Raw genomic sequence first — 19,943 nt, forward strand, 5'->3', positions numbered from 1 at the left:
TCTGCCCGATGGCCAAGCTCAGGTTCGGATACTTCATCGCCCCCTTCCATCGCGCGGGCACCAACCCGACACTGGCGTTGCAGCGGGACCTCGAGTTCGTCCAACACCTCGACGCTCTCGGCTTCGACGAAGCATGGATCGGCGAGCATCACTCAGCCGGCAGCGAACTCATCGCCTCGCCGGAGATCTTCATCGCCGCGGCCGCCGAGCGGACCAAGCGGATCAAGCTCTGCACCGGCGTCATCTCGCTGAGCTACCACAACCCGCTCTGGGTCGCCGATCGGTTGATGATGCTGGATCACCTCACCCACGGCCGCGTGATCGGCGGGGTGGGACCCGGCTCACTGCCCAGCGATTCGTCGATGATCGGGCTGAACCCGACCGACACCCGCGAGCTGTTGGAGACCAACCTGGACATCGTGGTCCGGCTGCTGGCGGGGGAGACCGTGAGCGCCAAGACCCCGACGCACGAGCTGCATAACGCCAAGCTGCAGCTGGCCCCGTACTCCGACGGCGGGGTTCCGCTGGCCGTGGCCGCGGTCGCCTCCCCAACCGGTGCGCGGCTGGCCGGCAAGCACGGCATCGGCCTGCTCTCCATCGGGGCAACCTTGACCGTCGAGGGCTTCACCGCGCTCCAATATCACTGGGACATCGTCGAAGAACGCGCCGCGGCGTTCGGCACCACGGTCGACCGCAAGAACTGGAGCCTGGTCGGGCCGTTCCACATCGCCGAAACCGACACGCAAGCGCGCGAGGACGTGAAATTCGGCCTGGAGCCCTGGTTCCGGTACTTCCAGAAGGTGGCCGCGTTCCCGCAGATGACGATGCCGGGCGAGCAGATCGACGAGATGATCGACGTCATCAACGAGAACGGCGCGGGCGTGATCGGCACTCCGGAGCGAGCGCGGGCGCAGGTGCAGCGGATGTGGGATCAGTCGGGTGGGTTCGGCTGCATGCTGCAGATGGGTCACGAGTGGGCCAACCCGGCAGCCACCAAACGGTCGGCAGAATTGTTTGCCGCCGAGGTGATGCCGCACTTCCAGGGGCAGTCTCAGCCGACAGTGGATGCGGCCGCACGCGCCAGCGAAGCGCGAGAAGGGCTCGCCGAATCGCAGAATCAGGCCGTCGAGCACATGACCAAGAAGTACCAGGACGAACTCAACGCGAAGAAGTAGCGCTCACAGTCCGAACCATCGCGCGAGCGCACCGCGCAGTTCACCCACGTCGTCCGCGCCGGGAGCGGCAGCCGACGACGCCCACGCCACATAGCCGTCGGGGCGCACCAGCAGCGCGGTGGCCGCCACGTCGCCAACCGCATGTCCGGCGGCGACGGTGAGCTGGTCCGCGACGTCCGCCACCGCGGCAGCCACGTCGCCGGAGTCGGTCAGATCGAGAAGCAGCGGCCGTCCGGTGCGGGCCAGCTCCGCGACACGGCTCGTTGCGCCGCCGCTAGCCACGCCGAAGTCGGGCACCCAGTGCCCAGTCAGCGGGTGCGCCTCGGGGTCGGTGCCGTACCGATTTTCAGCGCCGGATATCAGGTCGCTGAGACGACGGGCGATATCGGAATCGGTGAGCAGCTCGGAAAAGAGCTGCCGCAGCGCGGTGACCTCGGGCCCGGGCCGGACGAGCGCTAATTGCGCGCGGCTGTGCATGATGACCCGCTCCGCAGCGGGACGGCGCTCTGCTTCATAGGTGTCGAGCAAGGCGGTCTCGACGCGCCCGTGCAACACCGCGGCGAGCTTCCAGCCAAGGTTCACTGCATCCTGCAGCCCCAGGTTGAGTCCCGGTCCACCCAGTGGGGAATGGACGTGCGCGGCGTCGCCTACCAAGATCACCCGTCCCACCTGGTACCGCGATGCGATTCGGGAGTTGATACCGCAAAATCTGCGCAGATCCAGCGGCGCGTCCGGCGACGCGGGTCGCAGCGGGACGTCGGTGCCGAGCACACGCTTGACGCTGGCCTCCAGTTCAGGCAGGCCCATCGGCGGTTGGTCGTCGTCGTCGTCGTCAACGCGTTCCTCGCGAGCCGATTTGTCCAGCTCGAAAACGAGCATCGCCGCGCGGCCGCCGAGCGCGCCGTATGCGAAGACCCCCTGATCTGCTCGATGAAACTGCAGGGGTGGCACTCGGCCAAACCCGGGGATGTCCAGCCCGCCGCGGACTGGGTCGACCCAGTCCGCCGGCGGCAGTACGTCGAAACCCATCCGGGCGATCACGTCGTACGACGACATCCCGGGAAAATCGATGCCGGCCAATTTGCGGGTCACGCTGGTACCGCCGTCGGCGCCGATGAGGTACTTGGCTCGCAGCTGATAGGCGCCGTCCGGCCCGTCGACTTCCACCGTGACGCCGGCTGCGTCCTGATCAAAACCGGTCAGTGCGTGACCCCAACGAAGATCCACGTCGTATTCGTTGGCCCGGTCCGCAAGCGCCTGAACAAGCTTGGGTTGTTGAACGGGCAGCAGAAACGCCTGCGAGTCGGGCATCAGCGCGAGATCCAGTGCGAAGGCGGCGAACATCGGCCGAGGATTGAGTCGCGGTGGGTCCGCGGTTCCCGCGAGTGTGCTGTACAGGCCGCGATGGTCCAGGATCCGAACCCCTTGGCCGATGACACCGTTTGCCCGCCGTAGGGGATTAGGGCCGGGCATCGGCTCCAGCACCACCGGCCGGATCCCGTTCAAGGCGAGTTCACCGGCCAGCATCAGCCCGTTGGGACCGCCACCCGCAATGACGACGTCAATCACTTAGCCAAGCTTAGTAGTTGGCGACTGAACCGGCAAACGCCGACTCAACTGACAACGCCTGCTTTCATAACTCGGCGCTAGCCGCTTCCCAGCTGACGGCTAGTGACGAGCGCAAATCTGACGTATGACGACCGCGCCCCGCCACCAGCCGCGAATCGTCCAAGTCCTCTTCGCCGGGATCGCGAGCATCGCGATGTTGGCGTTTGCCGACGCGGCCCAGCCCGCCGCCGCGGCGGCCATGTTCGGACAGATACGCCTAACGGCCATTGAGACGCCACCGCCGCAGGCCCCACCGAACGTCGTCGGCGGCGGTTTGGCCGCCGACGACAACGACGACCAGGCGCAGCTTCAACAGCAACTGGCCGAGCAGCAGCTGCAACAGTCCGAGCAGCAGGCCGAACAACAAAACGAGGCAGCCCAACAGCAGGCCCAGCAAGCTGAACAACAGGGTCAATGGGTCGAGCAAAACCCCGGGCCGTAGTCCGGCTACCAGCGTGACGGCCGCATGGCGCGGCCGTCACGCGCTATTCCGCGAAAACCCTTGCCCGCCGAGGGGCAGGTTAGCGTCCGCCGCCCGATTGCCGGTCGGCCGCTTTCACCAGGCGATCCGCGAGAAGCTTGACCGCCCCACCCAGCGCGGCCCGGGTCGCCGCGCCGGTGCCGCGAACTCCCTCGACGAACGAGCCCGACCAGCGAATGTCGGTACCGCCGGCCGCATTCGGGGTCAGCACCACCTCGCCGAGGTAGTCCTTTGCCGGCGATGGTGGTGCAACCAACTTGTAGACCTGCCGGCGATCCTGCTCGTACTCGACGATCTCTTCCTGCGCCAGGATCGGCCACACCCCGATCTTGCGAATCGCCCCGACACCGCCGGGCGCCGGATCACCTTGGCGGGTCCAACTCGAACGAACGACCACCGGCTTGGCCCAGCTAGACCAGTCGGCGCCGTCGGCCAGCAGCCGGAACACCGTCGCAGCGGGCGCACTAGTGGTCCGGTTGACCTCGAAGGAAAACTTACGACCAGACATAGCCGCGTACCCTACCGCGAAGGCAATGGCTGCCGAGACCGGGCGGTGAGGATTCCGCAGCCAGGCCGGTGAAATCCAGCACGCGGCGGCGCGCCCACGTGCATACTCACCGTGTGAGTCCGGGGGGCCAACGCGGACCCGCGACTGACACATTGGGGGAATTCTCAAGCGTGATGAAAAGCTCTGACGGACAGGCTATTTCGAATCTGTCCGATGGCTTCGAAGGGCATGGTGAGGTGCGGCGATTCCATCGGTACACGCGCGCGCCGCTGGCGGTGTGCGCCGCCCTGCTATTGCTCTGCGGCTGCGGCAAGCCAATGGATCCAGCTGCGTCAAAACCCGGCGCGACCGGCAACGCCGTCACCACGACCGGTGGCAACAATGCACTGATCAAGGTGAAAAGCCAGCGCGTGCTGGAAGACGCCGTCAACGCCAACGCCCCCGGCTGCTCGGCCGCGGTGGGATCCAAGGGAAACATCGTCTGGGCTGGAGTACGCGGCCTTGCTGACACAGCGACCGGCGACAGGATCACCCCCGACACCTTGTTCGACATCGGCTCGGTGTCCAAGCAGTTCACCGCCGCCGCGATCCTGTTGCTCAACGACGCAGGAAAGCTCACGCTCGACGATCCGCTCGCGCAACACATGCCCGAATTTCCGAAATGGGCCTCCACCGTCACGATCGCCGAGCTGATCCACCAGACCAGCGGTATCGCCGAGTACGAGGGACTACTCGCAAAGCAGGGGTTCGGAGCCAATGACCGCACCACCCAGGATCAAGCGGTGCAGGCGCTGGCAGCAGTGCCGCAGCTGAATTTCAAGCCGGGCAGCCAATTCGGATATTCGGACTCCAACTATCTGCTGCTCGGGGAGATCGCCCATCGAGTGTCGGGGGAGCCGCTGCCCCAACTCCTGCGCGCAGAGATCTTTGGTCCGCTCGGTCTGGGGATGGTGGTGGATCCGGTCGGACAGATTCCGCATAAAGCCGTCTCATATACGGGCGGCAGCGACGGATATCGAGTGACCACATCGGCATGGGAGCAGATCGGCGACGGCGCGATCCAAGCGACGTCCGGCCAGCTGGTTAAGTGGGCGGACAACTACCGAACCGGCCGCGTGGGCGGACCGCGGCTGCTCGATGAGCAACTGTCCGGGGCGGTGGAGATCGGACCCGGCATCCCGGTGCATTACGGCGCGGGCATCTATATCAAGGCTGACGGCTCGCTCGACCACGACGGCGCCTCAACCGGTTTCGTCACAGCGTTTCGCGTCAGCAAGGATCGGCTGACGTCCGTCGCCGTCAGCTGCAACACCGACGACCAGATCCCGGAAGCCCTGGCCGACTCGATAGCGAAGCTCTGGACGTAGTGGATGGCGACCGGAAGCGCCATCATTCACGGTATGGCGAAACGGCCGATGCTCCTTCTCGCGATCGTGGTGTTGCTCAGTGCCTGCAGCGGTGGTCAGCAGTCGGCGCCGAAAACGACCACCTCCGCGGCCACCGCGGTCAACGAAGCCGCCAAGGTCGCTAGCCAGAAAGTGCTGAACGACGCCATCGACGAGGGGGCTCCGGGATGCTCGGCTGCGGTGGGCGTCGAGGGAAAGGTGGTCTGGACAGGTGTGCGCGGCCTGGCTGACCTGTCGACTGACGCCGCGATCACCACAGACACGGTGTTCGACATTGCATCGGTGTCCAAGCAGTTCACTGCCACCGCACTGCTGTTGCTCGTCGATGCCGGAAAGCTGACCCTCGACGACCCGGTGTCCCGGCAGCTGCCCGAGCTACCGCCGTGGGCGGCCACCGTGAACGTCGGTCAGCTGATGCACCAGACCAGCGGCATCCCCGACTACATCGGTCTGCTCGAGGCACAGGGATTTCAATTCAGCGACCACACGACCGAAGAACAAGCATTGCGTGCAGTGGCCGTTTTGCCGAAGCTGAGGTTCGCGCCCGGCTCCCAGTTCGAGTACTCGAACTCGAACTATCTGCTGCTCGGCGAGATCGTCCATCGGGTTTCGCAGGAACCATTGCCACTATTCCTGGCCCAGCAGATTTTTCATCCGCTCGACCTCGCGATGGTCTTGGATCCAACCGGACAGATTCCCGGCAAGGCCGTCGGCTATGAATCGGACAGCGACGATTACCACGCCGTATCGTCGGGCTGGGAACAGGTCGGTGACGGTGGAATCCAGACCACACCAACCCAACTGGTCAGATGGGCCGATAATTACCGAACCGGCCGGGTGGGCGGCCCCGAACTGCTACACGCACAATTGAGCGGTGCCGTTCTCACCGATTCAGGCGGCGGCGACAGGTACGGAGCAGGAATCTTCCTGCTTGCCAACGGAACACTCGATCACGACGGCGATTGGCCCGGATTCGTCACAGCCTTTCGGGTGAGCAAGGACCGAACGACGTCCGTCGCGATCAGCTGCAACACCGATGAGCAAGACCCGGAAACCCTAGCCGTGTCGATAGCAAAACTTTGGATGTAGTTCGACACCAAAGCTTTTCGAGGCAATTAGTCGTCCGCGGTCACACCGATGACAGTGCGGCCGTCCTCGAGTTCGACGTTGGTCAACGCCGACAGGAAGCGCCCCAGGCCGGCTTCGGAGATTTGGAACAATTCACCCGGACGACCTTCGACCGTCGAGATCTGCCCGGCGAACCGGGCGCCGAGTTGCTCGAGTTGCCAGTGCAGCGGGTGTCCCCGTAGGTGGGCGCCGAATACAGCCAGATCGACGCCGGTTCGGGTCAACAGTGTGGCCGCCGTACCGGTGAGTCGTGCGCCGATGTCGACAGCGATTTGGTCGTGAAAAGCCGGGACGACGATCGTCACTCCGAATGGAGTGCCCGCTTGTGTCGGCGCACTGGGAACGGTGACCGCGGCCATGTCGAGCAGATTGCAGAAGTTGGTGTAGGTCCCCATCCGGCGGTTTATCCCGACGGGATCGGCACCGACCTCGCTGAGCGTCGGATGTTCGGTGGTGGTGGGCAACAGCAACGCATCGAAGCCGTCGAGTAGGGACGCGGCGTCGACCCGCGCGTGTGCCAATGCGTCCAGGTCGGCGGCGAACGCCGGACCGGTGACCGCACGGGCCGCGGTGATGATCGACGAAACTACGGGATCAGCGCTTGCCGGTGCGCCGCCAAGGAATTCGCCGACCGCCGCGTATCGTTCGGCGACCAGTGCGCCGTCGTAGAGCAGCAAGGCCGCATCCAGCAACACCGAGATATCGAGCGGTTTGACACTCAGCCCGGCATCGACGGCAAGGCGCACCGAGTGCTCGAACGCGTCGCGGTAGCCGGGACGCAGCGCGGTGAGGTTCGCAGGCTCCGGAATTGCCAGCCGGGGAGCGGCGGGAGCGGCCAGCCGAACGTCGGCGGGCCAGGGGCGGCTGCGGGGGTCGCGCGCATCAGGGCCGGCCATCACGGCGACGGCGGCGGCAGCCAGCTCGAGGTCGGCGGCGAGGACACCGACGGCGTCGTAGCTGGCGCAGGCGGGGACGACCCCTTGCGTGGGGACAATGCCGAGCGTGGGTTTGATGCCGACCAGATCGTTGAGTGCGGCGGGAACCCGAATCGATCCCGCGGTGTCGGTGCCGATGCCGATATCGGCGATGCCCAGCGCGACGGCGACTGCGGGACCGGAACTGGAACCTCCCGAGACCAAACCCGGATGGCGCGAATTGCGCACGGCCCCATACGGACTGCGGGTGCCGGCCAGCCCACAACCGAATTGGTCGAGGTTCGTCTTGCCGAGGACGACGGCTCCCGCATTCCGGAGTCGTTCGATCGCGACCGCGGTGGTTGCCGGCTGGTAGGCGAACTCTCGGCACGCCGCGGTGGTCGGTAGACCCGCGACGTCAATGTTGTCCTTGACGGCAACCAACAGTCCCGCCAGGGGCAAACGCAGTCCCGCGCCGACTTGTTGTTCGACCGCTGCGGCGTCTCCGAGCACATCGTCTCGATCGCGCAGCGTGATCCAGACCTCCGGCCGGTCGGCCTCGGCGATTCGCCGGTACGCGGCGATCACCCGGCCGGTGGGCGAGAGATGCGTTGCCACCGAAGTCTTCACAGCACGTGGGGTGCGATGAGGACCGCGGCGCCCGACACCGCGAAACCGATCAGGAACGCGATAACCGTAAAGCCCATCACCTGACGCACATTGAGCTTTGCGATCGCCAGCACCGGCAACAACCAGAACGGCTGAACCATGTTCGCGACCCCCTCACCGACCGCCACCGACATCGACATCAGCCCCAGGTATGCCGGCGAGTGTTGGCCGATGGCCAGCGCCGAGCCCACCGCGATCGGCCCCTGCACCGCCCAGTGCCCGCCACCGGACGGTACGAACAGCGAGATGATGACCGAGCCAACGAACGTCAGGAACGGGAGCGTGAACTGATCCGCACCTCGCACCAGGGCTTCGGCGAGCACCGTCTGCAACGCTCTGCCCGACCCCGGCGGCAAGTAGCCCAGCAGACCGGCGATCCCGCCATACAACGGATATTGCAGTAGCAGTGGGCCGGACACCTTCGCCGCACCAGAGAACGCGCGGATAAACCGAATCGGCGTACCGTGCAGCAACGCGCTGGTGACGGTGAACAACATGATCATCGACGAAATGTTCAGCGAAAAGCCGCTCAGCACGAAATACGTTATGCCCGCGGCGAACACAAGCACATTGAGAATCCACAGATTCTCCAGCCGCTCGGCGAACGTCTGTGCGCGCTGCGGCGCATCAGGCGTGGGCTCTTCGTCGAACACCGCGGGATCGGGTTCCAGAGTTTCATCGGGCGCCATCCGCCAGATCGTGACCGCGACCAGTGCCACCACAGCGACGACGGCGATCCAGCTGTAGGGCTCAAAGATCGTCAACCTCAGCGGCACGATCGTTCCGGTCATCTTGTGAATCACGTTGATGGGGCTGGTCGTATCGGTGTTGGCCAGCGCGATCGATGAGGACAGACCCTGCGTCCACACGAGGTAGCCCATGAACCCCGACGCGATCAGGTAGCCGAAATGCACGCCGGGAAGCCGTTTTGCGACCTGCCGCGCAATCAGCGCGCCGGACACCAGACCCAATCCCCAGTTCAACAACGAGAAGACGCTGCTGACGCCGAAGCACAGCAAGGCTCCCTGAGCCTGGTTCGTCGGCTTACTCGCCAGGGCAATGATGGCCCGTTTCACGATGGGCGCCTCGGCCAGTGTGTAGCCGGTCACCAATACGAGCACCATCTGGAACGCGAAGGTGAAGATGTTCTGCGAACCCCACACTCCGCCGTACCACGCTTTCAGCGCGCCGGCGGGCGTGGCGTCCCGGACGAATACCGCAACCAGTGCGACCACGATGAGTGTCAGGATCACCGCGAACAAATACGGGTCTGGCATCAAGCGTTCGACATACCGGACGCAGAGCATCGTGAAGCGCTGCATGAGGCCGCGACGGCCGACATGCTCGCTCTTTGTGGTCGTCATTGCCCGCCTTTACCGCGATACCTGCGCCCGCGTACTAGTCGCGTCGAATAGTTGAATCGCTCAGGTAACTCTAGATTGGTGGCCGGCAGATGGCTTTAGACGAACTCGTAGACAAAGACAACGACGATTGCCACTGCCAGCAGGATCAAACCGGCGACGATAACCATTCGGACAACGCGGGATTGGCGATGGAACCAGTGTTGCATTTGGGTGAAGCGCCAATCGGTCCACGCGTAAGCCCGCGCCGCCCACATGGCTTCGACCGCCAGCAGCCGGAAGGCGATCAGTAGCGCCGGGATACCGAACTCGGGAAGCAACACGGTGAGCGGAATGGAAGCGACGAGCAGCACGCCGCCCAGGACGGCGAGGCCCGCCCGGATCGGCATCGCTCTGGCCTGCCCGCGGGTGCGGTTGGCGAGCACCCGGGCCAGTGCGTCGTCACGGGTCTGGGGGTGCTGATCGCGTGTGTCCACGTTGCTCCTCTGGGCTTCCGCGGCGGTTTCGGCTGGGACTATATCCGAAGCTCGGATTCGCGGGGCAGGCCCTGGGCACACCTAGACTGCGAACATGGATGACGGTTCCCGACAGGACTCCGTGGCTCCAAAAGGCCTGCTACGAATAGAGGATTGCCTGGACGCCGATGGCAACATCTCTTTGCCGCCGGGAACCACACTGATTTCTCTGATCGAGCGCAACATCACAAACGTCGGTGATGCCGTGGCGTATCGCTACCTGGACTACGGACGCTCGGAAGGCCACACCCTCGAAGTGACCTGGGCCCAACTCGGTGTCCGATTGCTGGCCATCGCCGCGCGCATCCAGCGGCTGGCGAGCGAGGGTGATCGCGTGGCGATCCTTGCGCCGCAAGGCATCGACTACGTCGCCGGCTTCTACGCGGCGGTCAAGGCGGGAACCATCGCGGTGCCGCTGTTCGCCCCCGAATTGCCAGGTCATGCCGAGCGGCTTGCGACGGCGCTTCGCGATTGCGAGCCGACCGTGGTGCTGACGACCGCGGCCGCGAAAGACGCGGTGCAAGACTTTCTGATCCATGGCACGCACCTGCAAAAACCGGCTGTCCTGGTCATCGATCGAATCCCCGATTCGGCGGGGGAGTCGTTCGTCCCCGTGGAGTTGGGTGTCGACCGGGTTTCCCACTTGCAGTACACCTCGGGCTCGACCCGGCCGCCGGTCGGCGTGGAGATTACGCACCGGGCCGTGGGCACCAACCTGACGCAGATGATCCTGTCGATCGACCTGCTGAACCGGAACACGCACGGAGTGAGTTGGTTGCCGCTCTACCACGACATGGGGCTGTCGATGATCGGCTTTCCCGCAGTGTACGGCGGCCATTCCACCCTGATGTCGCCGACGGCGTTTGTGCGTCGGCCGCAGCGGTGGATTCAGGCGTTGTCGGCAGGGTCGCGCGAAGGCAATGTCGTCACCGCCGCGCCCAACTTCGCCTACGAGTGGGCCGCGCAACGCGGCCTGCCCGCGGCGGGCGACGACATCGACCTGAGCAATGTCGTATTGATCATCGGCTCCGAGCCGGTCAGCATCGAGGCGATTGCGACGTTCAACAAAGCGTTCGCACCCTACGGGTTGCCGGGCACGGCATTCAAGCCCTCGTACGGCATCGCGGAGGCGACGCTGTTGATCGCGACAATCGAACCCGCTGCAGAAGCAAAAGTTGTCTACCTGGACCGGGATCGGCTGGGCGCGGGCCGCGCGGTGCGCGTCGGCGCCGATGCCCCCAATGCCGTTGCCCAAGTCTCGTGCGGCCGGATCGCTCGCAGTCTGCGGGCTGTGATCGTGAACCCGAATACCGCTGCCGAGCTACCCGACGGCGCGGTCGGCGAAGTCTGGCTGCAGGGCGCCAACGTTGGCCGGGGCTATTGGGGACGCCCGGAAGAAACCGAGCGGACATTCCACGCGCTGCTGCAATCGCAGCTGCCCGACGCCAGTCGCGCCGAAGGATCGGCGGTCGGAAGCTGGTGGCTGCGCACCGGTGACTTGGGCGTCTATCTCGACGGGGAGATCTACATCGCCGGCCGTATCGCGGATCTGGTGACCATCGACGGCCGCAACCACTACCCGCAGGACATCGAGGCCACCGCCGCCGAGGCGTCGCCGATGGTGCGGCGCGGCTATGCGACGGCATTCGCTGTGCCGCACAACGAGGTGCCGGAGACCGACGGCAGCGTGGTGATCATCGCCGAACGCGCGGCGGGCACCAGCCGCGATGACCCGCAGCCGGCAATCGAGGGGATCAAGGCCGCGGTCCTACACCAGCACGGTGTCACCGTCTCCGACGTGCGCCTGTTGCCGGCCGGCGCCATTCCCCGCACCACCAGTGGGAAACTGGCTCGCCTCGCCACCCGTACGCAGTACCTCAATGGCACGCTGGGCGCTCACTAGCGACCCGGTCGAGTGGCATTCTGACGCTATGGGTCTACTCATCCGGCTGGCGGAATTCCTGATTCTGCTGCTGCCGCTGGTGGGTCTGGTTATCGGCGCGGTACGCGCGTTCGGTGCCAACAAGCGCCGAGCGCCCGAAGCGACGGAGTCTGCGGCGGTGCCGCCCGAACCGACCGCCAACAGCCAGGCCGCCCAGTGGCAATCGGTGCGACGGATCGTGGAGGAGCACAGCCGCACCGACACACGCTGGCTGTCCTACGAACTCGACCTCGCCAAACTGCTCGACTTCCCGGCGATGACGGATCTGCGTGATCCGCGCACCGCTGCCTTTCACAAAGCCAAGCTACGGGCAGACCTGCTGCGACCTATTAAGGCCGAAGATCTCCTCGACGACCGGGACGCCGCCACGAAATATCAAGTCGCCGTGGAGGACTACGCGACCGCGTTCAACCTCGCCGAGGCGGAGGCGATACGCAGGCGGCGCAACGACTTCTCGCGCGACGAACAACAGCGGATTGCTCGCGCCCAGAGTCTGTTGAGGATGGCGTCGGACTCGGCCGCCGCGCCGCAGGAGCGTCGCACTGCCTACGAGTCGGCACGTAGAGAACTCGATGGCTTGATCGTGTTGCCGACAAGCGCTCAGGCCAGCATCGAACGCGGGATCTCCGGTGAGATCGAGGGATAAGTCGCGCGGGCGTGTCACGATGACGAGATGACGATGCCCGGCCAGCCGGCCCAGCCCGATGGGGTGCTCACCGGCTATCCCGTCACTCCGCCACCGCTGCCTGGCCCGGTCACCTTCGACCAGCAGTGGAGCGACCTGACGTTCGTCCACTGGCCGGTGCAACCCGACAGCGTCGCGCATCTGTACCCACCCGGGACGCGACCCGACGTTTTCGCCGACGGGCTGACCTATGTGGCATTGGTCCCGTTCATGATGATAGGCACCAAAGTCGGTACCGCACTGCCGCTTCCGTACTTCGGCGGCTTCGCGGAAACGAATGTCCGGCTGTATTCGCTGGACGACGCCGGACGGCACGGCGTCCTGTTCCGGTCGCTGGAAACGGCTCGCCTGGCCGTCGTACCCGTCACCCGGATCGGCCTTGGCGTCCCCTACACCTGGGCGAAGATGCGGATCACGCGCGACGGCGACAATATCTCGTATAACAGTGTGCGGCGGTGGCCGCGCCGCGGCCTGTGCAGCCGGCTGACCGTCGCGATCGGCGACGCGGTGGAACCGACGCCGCTGGAGGTCTGGCTGACCGCCCGCTGGGGCGCGCACACGCACAAGGCCGGCCGAACCTGGTGGGTGCCCAACGAGCACGGGCCGTGGCCGTTGCGTGCGGCCGAAATAGTTGAGCTCAGCGACGAACTGATCGACGCGAGTGGGGTGCGGCCGGCCGGCGATCGCCTGCGCGGTCTTTTCTCGCCGGGTGTACGAACCCGCTTCGGCCGCCCCTGCCTGGTTCGGTGACGCGGCCGCGATCTCACGGGATGGTGTAACCGCCGTCAATGACGATGTCGGAACCGGTCATGTAGCTGGACGCGTCGCTGGCCAGGTAGACGTAGAGGCCGGTGAGTTCGTCGGGCCGACCGATGCGGCCGAGCGGAATCTTCGGCTCCCACAGCCGGTGATACTCCGCCATCGGTTCGACGAGTTCGGTGAGAATGTAGCCCGGGCTGACGCTGTTCACCCGGATGTTGTGCGGCGCGAGCTCGATGGCCATCGCCTTGGTCAGTTGGATGACTGCGGCCTTGGAGGTGCAGTAATGGCCCGCCGGTTGCGGGATGTTGATGATGTGGCCCGACATCGAGGCGGTGTTGATGATGGCGCCGCCGCGGCCTTGGGCGACCATTGCCCGGGCGGCCGCCTGCGCGGTCAGGAATACGCCGGTCACATTGGTGTCCTGGATGGCCCGGAATTCCTCTGGCGACATGTCCAGCATTGCCTTCAGATTGATGATCCCCGCGTTGCAGACGGCGATGTCGATGCCACCCAACTCCGCGATCACCTGATCAACCATTCGCGTCACCTGATCCGGCTGGGTCACGTCGCAAGGGATCGGGATGACCCTGCCGCCGGCCGAGGCGAGCTCGGCAGCGACCTTGTCCAGCACCTCGGAATGCCGCGCCGCGATGGCTACTTGGGCACCCGCTTGCAGGTATGCCTGCGCCACCTTTTTGCCGATGCCACTGGACGCCCCGGTCACCAAAGCCGACCTGCCGCGCAGCTCAAACAAGTCCAGCACGCTCATTCAATATCCCTATCCAGACGAGGCTTCAAAAAACCAGAACACGTTCTAGTGTGTCCGCTATGGGCAACTTCAGCAGGGCCGAAATCGAGCAAGCCGTCGAGCACTACACCACTGTGGCGGAAGGGTGCAGCGCTTCTGGCGACTGGGCGCCTTTTGCGGATCTGTTCACTGAGGACGTTGTCTACATCGAACACCATTACGGTGTCTTCCACGGACGCGAGGCGGTCAGGGAATGGATCGTTGCCGTCATGGCCCCGTTCCCGCACATGCGTTTTCCCAGTGACTGGATCGCCTATGACGACGACAATGACGCCGTTGTCATCATGATCAAGAATCTGCTCGATCACCCGACCGACCCGAACGAGGAACCGTTCTGGTTCCCGAACTGGACTCGCCTGGTGTACGCCGGAAATGGCCTGTTCTCCAGCGAGGAGGACATCTACAACCCGAACCGCGATGCGCCGGGCGCTGTCGCGGCCTGGATGCAGGCCGGCGGGCAGTTTGCGTCAACCGAGTTCCTGCAACCCAACCCCAGCTAGGCCTTCGGAGAAACCACGGAGAGGTCCGGCTGTCGTTTCCGGCGCCGGGACCGTACCGCCGACAGCGCCTGCTCCCAGGCGATCAACGTCGTCGCCTTGAGGTTTGCCGGCTTGGCACTGTCTCGGGAGAGCAGCGCGGCGGCAGCGGCTTTCGTGCTTGCCGACGCCTTCGACAGGTGGCCGGAGTCGAATGGTGGCTGCGGGTCGTATTCGATCGCGAGCTGGATCGCCTTGGCTCTGCCTTCGCCGCCGATCTCACCGGCCAGCCAGAACGCGAGGTCGAGTCCCGCGGACACCCCCGCGCTGGTGACGACGTTGTCCTGGCGCACGACCCGCTCGTCGCCGACCGGGGTGACGCCGAATCCCTTCAGCAGGGGGAGCGCCATCCAATGCGACGTGGCCCGCCGGCCCTCGAGCAGACCGGCCGCGGCCAGAATCACCGACCCCGAGCACACCGACGCCGTCCAGCGAGCGGTTCGATGCGCCCCGCGCAGCCAGTCCAGCAACACCTCGTCGCGCGCGTGCACCGTGCTCGACGCGCCACCGGGGACGAGAATGATGTCGGGCGAAGGGGTTTCGGCCAGCGAGTGCGTGGCGCCGATGACCAGCACGCCGGAGTCGGCGGTGATCGGCCCGGATTCGCGCCAGACGAACCGCACCTCGGCGCCCGGCAGGTTGCGCAGCACCTCATACGGGCCGATCATGTCCAGCGCGGTGAATCCGGGGTAGGCCACGAATGCGATTTGGGTCATCGTGGGTGTCCTTTCTGACTGAGCCTCAACTAAGCAAAGGTCTTGCGGTATTGGTCTGGCGAAATGCCAACACGGCGAATGAAGTTGCGCCGCATCGTTTCCGCGGTGCCGAAGCCGCACCGCACCGCGATGACAACGACGGTGTCGTCGGTCTCTTCCAACTGCCGGCGCGCGGCCTCGGTGCGGACACGTTCGACGTAGTGGCCGGGAGCCTCGCCCACCTCGTCGGTGAACACCCGGGTGAAATGACGAGGGCTCATCGTCGCCCGGCGGGCCAAATCTCCGATGCTGTGCGCGGCGCCCGGCTGCGCCTCGATGGCTTCCTGCACCTCGCGGATGCAGGCGCGTTTGGCCCGCGGTACCCACACCGGCGCAGCGAACTGGGTCTGTCCGCCGGGGCGACGCAGATAGAGCACCATCCAGCGGGCGACCGTCTGTGCGATTTCGGTTCCGTGGTCGTCCTCGACCAGCGACAGTGCGAGGTCGATGCCCGCGGCCACCCCCGCGGCGGTCCACACCACCTCGGAGCTTCTGATGAAGATCGGATCGGGGTCGACATCCACGGCGGGGAACTGCTTGGCAAGACGCTCGGCGAACGCCCAGTGGGTGGTCGCGCGGCAGCCGTCCAGCAGTCCAGCCTCGGCTGCGAGAAACGCGCCGGTGCAGACGGTGACGATGCGGTGGGCGGTGCCGGCGACGGCCTTGATCCAGGCCACCAGCTCCGCGTTCGACCGCGCGGCGTCGACCCCGCCGCCGCCGGGCAGCACGACGGTGTCGATCTGCTCATGCGGGTCTGGCAGCGGGCTGCCCACGAACGCGAGACCGGTTCCGGTGTGGATCGGCTGGCCGTCGACCGAGACAAGGCTGACGTCGTATCCACCGTTGGTCAGCACTGATGCGCCGGTGAACACGTCGTGCGGCCCCACCACATCGAGTGCCTGGACACCCGGGAAGCCGACGATGACCACCTTGCGAACCATGGATTCAGTGTTGGCCCGAGCGGGGCGTGTCGTCTAGGCCTGGTACCCCACGAATTAGGACATCTGGACCTGACCCCAGGCAGTTCGATCGGCCTTGGCAGACTGTTGCCATGGCACAGATAACCCTGCGTGGAAATGCGATCAACACCGTCGGCGAGCTTCCCGCCGTCGGATCTAAAGCCCCAGCCTTTAATTTGACCGGCTCCGACCTCGGCGCGGTCACCAGCGACCAGTTCAGCGGTAAGTCCGTGTTGCTGAACATCTTTCCGTCCGTCGACACCCCGGTGTGCGCGACGAGCGTGCGGAAATTCAACGAGCGCGCCGCTTCAGGCGGTGCGACCGTGGTGAACGTGTCGAAGGATCTGCCGTTCGCGCAGAAGCGCTTCTGCGGCGCGGAGGGAATCGAGAACGTCACCACTGCGTCGGCATTCCGCGACAGCTTCGGCGAGGACTATGGCATCACGATCACCGACGGCCCGATGGCCGGGCTGCTGGGCCGCGCCGTCGTGGTGATCGGCGCCGACGGCAACGTTGCCTACGCGCAACTGGTCCCCGAGATCGCCGAGGAGCCCGACTACGACGCGGCGCTGGCAGCGCTGGGCTGACCTTCGGTCATAACCCGAGCAGTCGGACCGTTTCGGCTCGCATGTCGACTTTGCGCACTTTTCCGGTGACGGTCATCGGGAACTCGTCGACGATGTGGACGTAGCGGGGAATCTTGTAGTGCGCGAGCTTCCCCGCACAGAAGGCCCGGACGGCTTCGGCGTCTAACGGCCGACGGTCTGGCCGCATTTTGATCCAGGCACAGACTTCCTCGCCGTACTTGGCGTCGGGAACGCCGACGACCTGCACGTCATCGATATCGGGGTGGCTGTGCAGAAAGTCCTCGATCTCGCGCGGATAGAGGTTTTCGCCGCCCCGGATCACCACGTCCTTGATGCGCCCGACAATCGCGCAATAGCCGTCGTCCCGCATCACCGCGAGATCGCCGGTGTGCATCCAGCCGTCGTGATCGATGACCTCGCGGGTTTTGTCATCGTCGTGCCAGTAACCCAGCATCACCGAGTAGCCGCGAGTGCAGAGTTCGCCCGGGCGTCCGCGCTTGACGATATCGCCGGTCCCGGCGTCGACCACCTTGATCTCGACATGCGGATGAGCCCGGCCCACGGTGGCGGTCCGGTGCGCCAGGTCGTCGTCGATCAGGGTCTGGCAGGACACCGGGGACGTCTCCGTCATGCCGTAGGCGATGGACAGCTCCGACAAGTTCAGTTCGTCGACGCAGCGCCGCATCACCTCCACCGGGCATGACGCACCTGCCATGATCCCGGTCCGCAATGACGACACGTCGCGGCCGGCGAGGTCGGGATGGCCGAGCATCGCGATGAACATCGTGGGCACACCGTAGAGGCCGGTGCAGCGCTCGGATGCGATCGCTTGTAGCGTCGCGGCGGCATCGAACCCGGCCGCCGGAATCACCATGGTCGCTCCATGGGTGGTGCAGCCCAAGTTGCCCATCACCATGCCGAAGCAGTGATAGAAGGGCACGGGGATGCACAGGCGGTCCCCGGGTCTGAGCCTGATGCATTCGGTGACGAAGAACCCGTTGTTGAGGATGTTGCGGTGCGACAGGACTGCCCCTTTGGGGGAACCCGTTGTACCCGAGGTGTATTGGATGTTAATCGGGTCCGATGGCGTCAATGCCGCCAGCCGGCAGCGCAATTCGTCATCGGATACGTCATCGGCGTGCTGCCGCAGCTGGTCCCAATCATCGGTACCCAGGAACACCACGTCGACCAATCCCGGCACCCCGGAACGCACGTCGGAAATCATCCGGCGGTAGTCGGAGGTCTTGAAGGTCGTTGCCGACACCAACAGTCGAGTATCAGAATCTCGCAGCACATGCGACAACTCGTGCGTGCGATACGCGGGATTGACTGAGACGAGAATTGCGCCGATCTTGGCGGTGGCGTACTGAAGGATGACCCATTCCGGGCAGTTCGGAGACCAGATCCCGACTCTGTCTCCGCGCTGGATGCCGATAGCCATCAATGCGCGGGCCAGGCAGTCGATTTCGGTGTTGAGTTCGGTGTAGGTCCACCGCCTGCCGCCGGACACATCGACAAGCGCCTCGGTGTTCGGGTACGTCAGCGCGGTGCGCTCGAAGTTCGCCCCGATCGTCTCGTCCAGCAGGGGAGTATCGACGGGCCCCGCATCGTAGGAATCGGCGGCTGCGTACCGACGCCGCAGCTCGGTTTTGAGCACCTTGCCATTGGCATTGCGCGGCAATGCTTCCACCACCACGACACGGCGGGGACGCTTGTAGGCAGCCAGATATACGCGGCAGTGCGTCTCGATCTCGGCGTCGGTCGGCGGATCCGCGGGATCGCGCGGGACGACCACCGCCATCGGGATCTCGCCCCATTTCGGGTCGGGCACCCCGATGACCGCGACCTCGGCGACCTTGACGTGCGCTGCCACGACGTTCTCCACCTCGGCGCTGTAGATGTTCTCTCCGCCCGAGATGATCATGTCTTTCCTGCGGTCGACGACATAAATGTAACCGTCACCGTCGCGCCGGACCAGATCGCCGGAATGAAACCAGCCGCCACGAAATGCCTCGGCGGTTTCGATGGGCCTGTTCCAGTATTCCTTCATCACCAACGGTCCGAGATAGACGATCTCGCCGATTTCGCCCGGCGCGACGTCATTCATCTCGTCATCGACAATGCGGACCTCGACGCCCAGCATCGGGGTGCCCACCGATCCAATCTTGCGGATCGCGTCCTCTCCACTCAGCAGGCAGGTGATCGGGCTGCACTCGGTCTGCCCGAAGGCGGCGATGACCTCGGCGTCCGGAAAAGCGTCGAACATATTGCGCAGTAACGTGGTTGACGCGGGCGCCGCGCCCCACCAAACGCGTCGCAGCCGGCTGAGATCGAACGACCGCAGGTCCGGCAGTGCACAAACCCGCTGCCACTGCGCCGGCGTCATCCAGCACGACGTGACCCGCTCGTCGGCGATCGTCCGCATGGTCGCCTCGGGGTCGAAGCCGCCCGAGGGCGCAACGACGACCGTACCCCCGGTGAGGAACGTCGGGAACATCCCCGACACACCGGCGACGTGGAACAGCGGCGCATGCGCCATCCAGCAGTTGTCGTCCCCGCGAAGACCGAGCGTCGCGATCACGCTGACGGCATGCAGGTACAGGTTGCGATGGGTGATCACCGCGCCCTTCGGAAAGCCCGTGGTACCCGACGTGTACATGATGAACGCGGGCGCCTCGTCCGCAACCGTGACGTCGGGGGCGAGACCCGCTGCCGCGGCGATAAGCTCATCGAGGCCGTCGCCGATCGTGAGGACGGTGTGGACCGACGGTGCTTTGCCGCGCGCCTGCGTGACGACCGGTGCGCACGCCCGATCGGTGACCACGGCGACTGTGCCACTGTCCGCCAGCACGTAGGCGATCTCGTCGGCGACCAGACGGAAGTTGACGGGCACCGCAACGGCACCCAGACGCAGTGTGGCGAGCCAGGCTTCGATCAGCTCGAGGCAATTGAGGCCGACCACTGCGACTCTGTCGCCCCGGCGAACTCCGCTCGCGGACAGCACATTCGCCAGACGTGTCACTCGCTCGTCGAGTTCCGCGAAAGTACACCGTCGGCGTGGGTCGACGAAGGCGAGGCTGTCGGACCGCACGCTGGCATTCCGGGCCAGGACGTCGCTGAACGTGATGCCGGTATCGGCCACGA

18 protein-coding genes are annotated in these 19,943 nt (G+C 65.3%); 9 read left to right on the plus strand and 9 right to left on the minus strand.

The genetic code is table 11. The features are described 5' to 3' along the window. Positions 1-8 precede the first annotated feature (8 nt). Positions 9-1,175 carry an LLM class flavin-dependent oxidoreductase gene (locus tag DB708_RS16850; protein ID WP_108923681.1) on the plus strand — a complete coding sequence of 389 codons (1,167 nt, stop codon included), beginning with the start codon at positions 9-11 and terminating at the stop codon, positions 1,173-1,175. A 3-nt stretch (positions 1,176-1,178) separates the two neighbouring features. Here DB708_RS16850 and DB708_RS16855 read toward each other — a convergent pair whose 3' ends face one another. Further along, a complete protein-coding gene (locus DB708_RS16855) occupies positions 1,179-2,744 on the minus strand; it encodes an FAD-dependent monooxygenase (protein ID WP_108923682.1) in 1,566 nt (521 codons plus the stop codon). Positions 2,745-2,868: 124 nt separating this feature from the next. On the opposite strand from DB708_RS16855, the gene DB708_RS16860 reads away from it, so the two are divergent. Beyond that, positions 2,869-3,225: a hypothetical protein gene (locus DB708_RS16860; RefSeq protein WP_108923684.1), complete on the plus strand. Its 357-nt coding sequence runs from the start codon at positions 2,869-2,871 to the stop codon at positions 3,223-3,225. Between the two features lie 79 nt (positions 3,226-3,304). On the opposite strand, the gene DB708_RS16865 is transcribed toward DB708_RS16860, so the two are convergent. After that, positions 3,305-3,772, minus strand: a complete 468-nt coding sequence (locus tag DB708_RS16865) for an SRPBCC family protein (RefSeq protein WP_108923686.1) — start codon at positions 3,770-3,772, stop codon at positions 3,305-3,307. Positions 3,773-4,089: 317 nt separating this feature from the next. Here DB708_RS16865 and DB708_RS16870 point away from each other — a divergent pair, with 317 nt between their 5' ends. After that, on the plus strand, positions 4,090-5,139 hold the full coding sequence (locus tag DB708_RS16870; RefSeq protein ID WP_108924362.1) for a serine hydrolase domain-containing protein: 1,050 nt from the start codon (positions 4,090-4,092) through the stop codon (positions 5,137-5,139). A gap of 33 nt (positions 5,140-5,172) precedes the next feature. Continuing rightward, complete coding sequence (locus DB708_RS16875) at positions 5,173-6,267, plus strand: serine hydrolase domain-containing protein (protein ID WP_235616796.1); 1,095 nt, start codon at positions 5,173-5,175, stop codon at positions 6,265-6,267. Between the two features lie 26 nt (positions 6,268-6,293). Here DB708_RS16875 and DB708_RS16880 read toward each other — a convergent pair whose 3' ends face one another. The 3 genes from DB708_RS16880 to DB708_RS16890 all read right to left on the minus strand — a co-directional run bounded on the left by DB708_RS16880 (position 6,294) and on the right by DB708_RS16890 (position 9,726). Further along, positions 6,294-7,850, minus strand: coding sequence for an allophanate hydrolase (locus DB708_RS16880; RefSeq protein WP_108923688.1), 1,557 nt, complete (start codon positions 7,848-7,850; stop codon positions 6,294-6,296). After that, on the minus strand, positions 7,847-9,253 hold the full coding sequence (locus DB708_RS16885; protein ID WP_235616797.1) for a TIGR00366 family protein: 1,407 nt from the start codon (positions 9,251-9,253) through the stop codon (positions 7,847-7,849). Before DB708_RS16885 ends, DB708_RS16880 begins: the two co-directional genes overlap by 4 nt. Before the next feature lie 95 nt (positions 9,254-9,348). Then, a complete protein-coding gene (locus DB708_RS16890) occupies positions 9,349-9,726 on the minus strand; it encodes a hypothetical protein (protein WP_108923690.1) in 378 nt (125 codons plus the stop codon). Positions 9,727-9,820: 94 nt separating this feature from the next. On the opposite strand from DB708_RS16890, the gene DB708_RS16895 reads away from it, so the two are divergent. From DB708_RS16895 to DB708_RS16905, 3 genes are read left to right on the plus strand one after another with little or no spacing between them, the layout of a single operon-like run. Continuing rightward, positions 9,821-11,668 (plus strand): fatty acyl-AMP ligase, encoded by a 1,848-nt coding sequence (locus DB708_RS16895; RefSeq protein ID WP_108923692.1) that lies wholly within the window; start codon positions 9,821-9,823, stop codon positions 11,666-11,668. Between the two features lie 28 nt (positions 11,669-11,696). Continuing rightward, entirely contained in the window at positions 11,697-12,353 is a 657-nt protein-coding gene (locus DB708_RS16900; RefSeq protein ID WP_108923694.1) for a hypothetical protein, read from the plus strand. A gap of 27 nt (positions 12,354-12,380) precedes the next feature. After that, positions 12,381-13,142 carry a YqjF family protein gene (locus tag DB708_RS16905; protein WP_108923696.1) on the plus strand — a complete coding sequence of 254 codons (762 nt, stop codon included), beginning with the start codon at positions 12,381-12,383 and terminating at the stop codon, positions 13,140-13,142. 13 nt (positions 13,143-13,155) lie between these two features. Here DB708_RS16905 and DB708_RS16910 read toward each other — a convergent pair whose 3' ends face one another. Next, positions 13,156-13,923 (minus strand): SDR family oxidoreductase, encoded by a 768-nt coding sequence (locus DB708_RS16910; RefSeq protein WP_108923698.1) that lies wholly within the window; start codon positions 13,921-13,923, stop codon positions 13,156-13,158. 59 nt (positions 13,924-13,982) lie between these two features. Here DB708_RS16910 and DB708_RS16915 point away from each other — a divergent pair, with 59 nt between their 5' ends. Beyond that, positions 13,983-14,462, plus strand: coding sequence for a nuclear transport factor 2 family protein (locus tag DB708_RS16915; RefSeq protein WP_108923700.1), 480 nt, complete (start codon positions 13,983-13,985; stop codon positions 14,460-14,462). On the opposite strand, the gene DB708_RS16920 is transcribed toward DB708_RS16915, so the two are convergent. Together DB708_RS16920 and DB708_RS16925 are read right to left on the minus strand one after the other, a co-directional pair. Beyond that, positions 14,459-15,214: a DJ-1/PfpI family protein gene (locus DB708_RS16920; RefSeq protein WP_108923702.1), complete on the minus strand. Its 756-nt coding sequence runs from the start codon at positions 15,212-15,214 to the stop codon at positions 14,459-14,461. The genes DB708_RS16915 and DB708_RS16920 overlap by 4 nt on opposite strands. 29 nt (positions 15,215-15,243) lie before the next feature. Beyond that, entirely contained in the window at positions 15,244-16,194 is a 951-nt protein-coding gene (locus DB708_RS16925) for a GlxA family transcriptional regulator (RefSeq protein ID WP_108923704.1), read from the minus strand. Between the two features lie 110 nt (positions 16,195-16,304). Between DB708_RS16925 and tpx the strand changes: the two genes are divergently transcribed. Then, positions 16,305-16,799, plus strand: coding sequence for a thiol peroxidase (gene tpx / locus DB708_RS16930; protein WP_108923706.1), 495 nt, complete (start codon positions 16,305-16,307; stop codon positions 16,797-16,799). 7 nt (positions 16,800-16,806) lie between these two features. On the opposite strand, the gene DB708_RS28320 is transcribed toward tpx, so the two are convergent. Further along, on the minus strand, positions 16,807-19,941 hold the full coding sequence (locus DB708_RS28320; RefSeq protein WP_108923708.1) for a long-chain-fatty-acid--CoA ligase: 3,135 nt from the start codon (positions 19,939-19,941) through the stop codon (positions 16,807-16,809). Positions 19,942-19,943: the final 2 nt, after the last annotated feature.

Source organism: Mycobacterium montefiorense (genome assembly GCF_003112775.1).
In the GTDB taxonomy this organism is placed as follows: Bacteria; Actinomycetota; Actinomycetes; order Mycobacteriales; family Mycobacteriaceae; genus Mycobacterium; species Mycobacterium montefiorense.